General features: G+C 60.0%; 4 protein-coding genes, 1 tRNA gene and 1 pseudogene. 2 read left to right on the forward strand and 4 right to left on the reverse strand.

The window, feature by feature from the left end; genetic code table 11:
• Window positions 1–29: 29 nt before the first annotated feature.
• The 3 genes from AC2VNK_RS01115 to AC2VNK_RS01125 form a co-directional block, all read right to left on the reverse strand.
• The gene (locus tag AC2VNK_RS01115; protein ID WP_291522844.1) at window positions 30–1376 is read right to left on the reverse strand and encodes a TRZ/ATZ family hydrolase; all 1347 of its coding nucleotides are present in this window, start codon (window positions 1374–1376) and stop codon (window positions 30–32) included.
• Between the two features lie 96 nt (window positions 1377–1472).
• Window positions 1473–2657: a lytic murein transglycosylase gene (locus AC2VNK_RS01120; protein WP_486882498.1), complete on the reverse strand. Its 1185-nt coding sequence runs from the start codon at window positions 2655–2657 to the stop codon at window positions 1473–1475.
• The gene (locus AC2VNK_RS01125) at window positions 2658–3140 is read right to left on the reverse strand and encodes a C40 family peptidase (protein ID WP_486882499.1); all 483 of its coding nucleotides are present in this window, start codon (window positions 3138–3140) and stop codon (window positions 2658–2660) included.
• Window positions 3141–3191: 51 nt separating this feature from the next.
• Between AC2VNK_RS01125 and AC2VNK_RS01130 the strand changes: the two genes are divergently transcribed.
• Together AC2VNK_RS01130 and AC2VNK_RS01135 are read left to right on the forward strand one after the other, a co-directional pair.
• Window positions 3192–3368, forward strand: a complete 177-nt coding sequence (locus tag AC2VNK_RS01130) for a hypothetical protein (protein WP_486882500.1) — start codon at window positions 3192–3194, stop codon at window positions 3366–3368.
• Window positions 3369–3382: 14 nt separating this feature from the next.
• Window positions 3383–3458 (forward strand) — tRNA-Asn (locus AC2VNK_RS01135).
• Window positions 3459–3711: 253 nt separating this feature from the next.
• Here AC2VNK_RS01135 and AC2VNK_RS01140 read toward each other — a convergent pair.
• Window positions 3712–4123: pseudogene (locus tag AC2VNK_RS01140) on the reverse strand (hypothetical protein); the annotation flags it as partial.

Consider the following 4123-nt stretch of genomic DNA (forward strand, 5'->3'; position numbering starts at 1 on the left):
GAACTTGTTGACTTCAGCCTGATCCATATTCATGCGTCATTATCCTTTTCACGAATGCGCTGTGCCCAGTTCCGGGCGCGTGCAAACACATCCTGCGTGTCCCAATCCACGGCTCGTCCTTCGACAATACGCGGATTACCGTTTACCCAGACATGGCTGACCTGATCGCGGCCGGCACAATACACCACCTGCGAGACCGGATCATAGACCGGGAAAGTGGCCGGATGATCCAGATCAATGGCTATACAGTCGGCGGCCTTGCCGAGTTCCAGGCTACCCGTTTCTGCGCCCCAGCCGATGGCCTCCGCACCGCCCAGGGTTGCGGCCTCCAGGGCCTCCCAGGCGGGGAAGGCGGTGGGATCCCCACTCACGCCTTTCGCCAGCAAGGCGGCGGTGCGCAATTCACCCAGCATGTCGAGGTCATTGTTACTGGCCGCGCCATCTGTCCCGATAGCCAAACCGATGCCCTGTTGACGCAGGACAGCTATCGGCGCCATCCCCGAAGCGAGCTTCAGGTTGGATTCGGGGCAGTGGGCAACGCGTAGTCCCGAGTCGCAGCAAATTGCCAAATCCTCGTCATTCAACTGGGTCATGTGTACGGCGAGAAAGTGCTGGTCCAATAATCCCAGTCTGGCCAAGCGCGCCAGTGGGCGCATGCCATCACGATCAGTGGCCTCCTGCACCTCGTAAGCGGTTTCGTGGACGTGCATGTGCACCGGCAGGTCTTCCACTTTGGCCAGGTCGCGCGCCCCGCGCAAGCCCGCATCACCGACAGTGTAAGGCGCATGGGGGGCAATACTCTGGCGAATGAGAGGCATCTGGCGCAGGCGCGGCAATAAGTCCGCTGCCGCCTGCAGGCAGGCATCGGCATTGGCCGCATAGGCGGTGGGGAAATCAATGATGACGTGCCCGATGGTGGCCCGCATGCCCATGCGCTGGGCAACCTCCGCCGCGGCTTCAGGGAAAAAGTACATGTCATTGAAGGAGGTGGTGCCACCGCGCAGCATCTCCACGACAGCCAGTTCCGTGCCCATGGCCACAAATTCCGGGCTGACAAAACGGCCTTCTACGGGCCATATATGTTCATTCAGCCAAGTCATCAGCGGCAGGTCATCCGCGAGTCCGCGCATCAGAGTCATGGCCGCATGGGTATGGGCGTTGACCAGGCCGGGCATCAGAACATGGTGGTCGAGCTGCGTAGTGTGTGCTGCTGTGTAGCGCGCGCGGATTTCTTCGGCCGGGCCGATAGCGAGGATATGTCCGTCATGCACCGCCAGGGCGTGATCTTGGAGTACGCTACGCGGTCGAATCGGCACGATCCAGCGCGCATGAATAATCAGATCGACAGATTGCATTCCCGATTTTTCTAACGCCACACCGGACTCCATCCTTTCTGGAAAGGGAAGGCGCCATATTAGCACAAGGGCAGCGGCGTCCGACAAATGTCGCGGCGCCCGTGATATGGCCCCGGATCAGCCGTTGATAACCCGCTTGATCGCTTCGGCGTAGGCCCAGACTGTTGCCGAGTAATAAGTGCTCGGGTTGTAGCCCATGATGGCGTAGAAATTCGGGTAGGCGATGAACAGTGTCGGGCCACGCTCTGTCTGCAAGCGCAGCAGGCCCACTGGCGTTGATCCTGGGAGCCTCGAAGCCTTATCCGGCTGAATGCCGGCAGCGCGCAGTTGCGCAAGCGGGTGCTTGCCTTGTAGAAATGGCGCCACGTCAGCGCCCTGATCGCCGGATACCCGGCCCAGCACCGGCTGTCCCGGCTGCCAGCCATGGCCGCGGAAGAAGTTGGCGGTGGAAGCCAACACGTCGGCAGGCGACTGCCACAGGTTGGGCATGGGTCCGCCCGGCGGGTCATTCCAGGTGACGCCGTAGCGCAGGTAACTGCTGGCCAGGAACTGGGACATGCCCATGGCGCCGGCCTGTGAACCCTGGAGTGTTTTTGGGGAAACGCCTAAACGCTGCGCCAGCTTCAGGGTCTCCGCTGTCTGATGCAGGAAAAACCGCCGCCGGCCAGGTAACGCCAATGCCAGGCTCAAGTTGCTGCTGAGCACTGAAAATCCGCCCTGAAAGGAACCGAAGCCCGTTTCAATATTGAGAATGCCCATCAAAATCGGTCCAGGAACGCCATATTTCTGACTGACCGCTTGCAGGAGCGCGGCATGATCCCGCCAGAATTGCACGCCTTGACTCAGACGGTTCTGACGCAGGAAACGATTCCGGTAGCGCCACCAGGGATAAGGCGGCGCAGGTGTTGCAGAAGGGGGCGGGGGCGTCATCAGTGCCACTGCGCGGGCGTTGAAACTGGCGTCTTGCAGGGTGGGGATCACATAGCTGGCGGGCAGGCCATCCTGTTCCTGCAGGTGGCAGGCGATTTCCTGCATCCGCTCCTGATATTGCTGGGGAAAATTGGGGAACGCCACATTGCTGATGCAGGTATTGCTGGTCTCTGGCATGACCGCAGTGCTGGGTTGCTCCGGAATGGGTACCGCGGGCAACGGCACCGCAGGCAAGGGCAGCGGGGCGGGTGTGGCGATTGCCGGTGCGGTCGCTTGATTCACCGTGCCGACATTGGTCGCGCATGCCGATAGAACTGCGGTTACCACAGTGGCCAATATGGTCTTCGGAAATAACGCCCAGTTTTTATGCATTTAGTTGTCCCGCATCGCCAGCAACTCGGTAGGCATCGGACGTCGCACGCCATCCAGCCGCTCCGCCCAGTAGGGAATCTGCAGGCTCTGCACAGCGACACCTTGCTGCCGGTTCAAGGCGCTGACGAACTGATTGCCGCCGATATAGATGCCCACATGGGAAAAGGGCTGACCCATGGTGTTGAAAAACACCAGGTCGCCGGGGCGAATGCGGTTGAGGCTTACCGCTGGCAGCGCTTCGGCTTGGGCAAAAGAGGTCCTCGGGATCGTTACCCCGGCGCGACCTAATACATATTGAATGAACCCGCTGCAGTCGAACCCTGTCCGGGGACTTTCTCCACCCCATTGATATGGCTTGCCAATTTCTGCAATGGTATGGACGAGCACGGCATCCAGCGTGGTGGCTTCGGCGCGGCTGTCGTAAGCGGACGAGGCGTTATCGTGAGATAGGTTTGCCGGTGGATATGCTGAGTGCGGCGTCATGGAGGCGCAGCCGCTGAGGGTCAGAGTCAATAACAGGAGGAGTCCACCCCCATGTTTGATTGGACCGACAGGGAACATAATGCTTTGCCTTCGCATCGGCGTCTTCCTCGTTCTTTTTTCTCTAAAAAAGTAGATAGCCGAAATGTCGTCATTTGGCAAGGGGGAGTGCTCTGTGGCGCAGAGAAAAGCGGGCGCCTGGTTCTTGAAGCGCGCTGCACGGAAGGCTAGGATACGCGCACTTTTCCCCGGTAGCTCAGTCGGTAGAGCGGGTGACTGTTAATCACTAGGTCGGCAGTTCGAGCCTGTCCCGGGGAGCCAAAAGAATCAGGCACTTAGCGCAACTTGCTAGGTGCCTTTATTTTTCCGGGCTAACGCGGGGCTAACCTCAGAAGGAAAAACGGGTTAGGCGGGGAGTGAACCGCCTGTCATGGATCCCTATTTGATCCACCTCTCCACGATGCTATCAATTAGGCGCTGCGACTGCTCGAAGTCCAGGCCAGCCATCGCCGTGTCATACTGGCGCAAGGCGGCCCGTAGCAGGCGTATATCTTCGCGCCCTTTGCGTACCCCCTCATCCTTCCGATTGGCGGCGCTTGTGGCCTTGCCCTGGTCGGTTTTGGGTCCGGTGCTCTGTTCCCACGGTCGCCATTGCCGGATCATCTCTGCCTGCCTTGCCCTGCGCTCCAGTGTCCATCCGTTCGATTTGCTCATGCGTTACCCCCAAAAGTTCGTTGTGTGGATTGTGGCCTTCCTGAGCGGGCGCGGGCTGGCCTTGGATCAGCGTCTGAGTGCGGGCGTCAACCGATTGCTGCTTGATGAAAGTGGGAGTGTTGGGATTGACCAGTTCACCCAGCACGCGGGCCGTGGCGGCGGTTTGTTGTGCCGCACGCAGCGCCAGCCCGGCATGAGCCTTGTATTGCTCAAGCGTCGTGGATCCCTCGGCATGGCGCACCATCCGAGAGAAAAGCGCGTCCAAGGTGTGC

This window comes from Acidithiobacillus sp. TH-A35, assembly GCF_057473505.1.

Bases quoted from the DNA above. Each gene is read 5' to 3' on its own strand.
- AC2VNK_RS01120 (WP_486882498.1), bottom strand. From the start codon at position 2,657: ATGCATAAAAACTGGGCGTTATTTCCGAAGACCATATTGGCCACTGTG.
- AC2VNK_RS01125 (WP_486882499.1), bottom strand. From the start codon at position 3,140: ATGACGCCGCACTCAGCATATCCACCGGCAAACCTATCTCACGATAAC.
- AC2VNK_RS01130 (WP_486882500.1), top strand. From the start codon at position 3,192: ATGTTTGATTGGACCGACAGGGAACATAATGCTTTGCCTTCGCATCGG.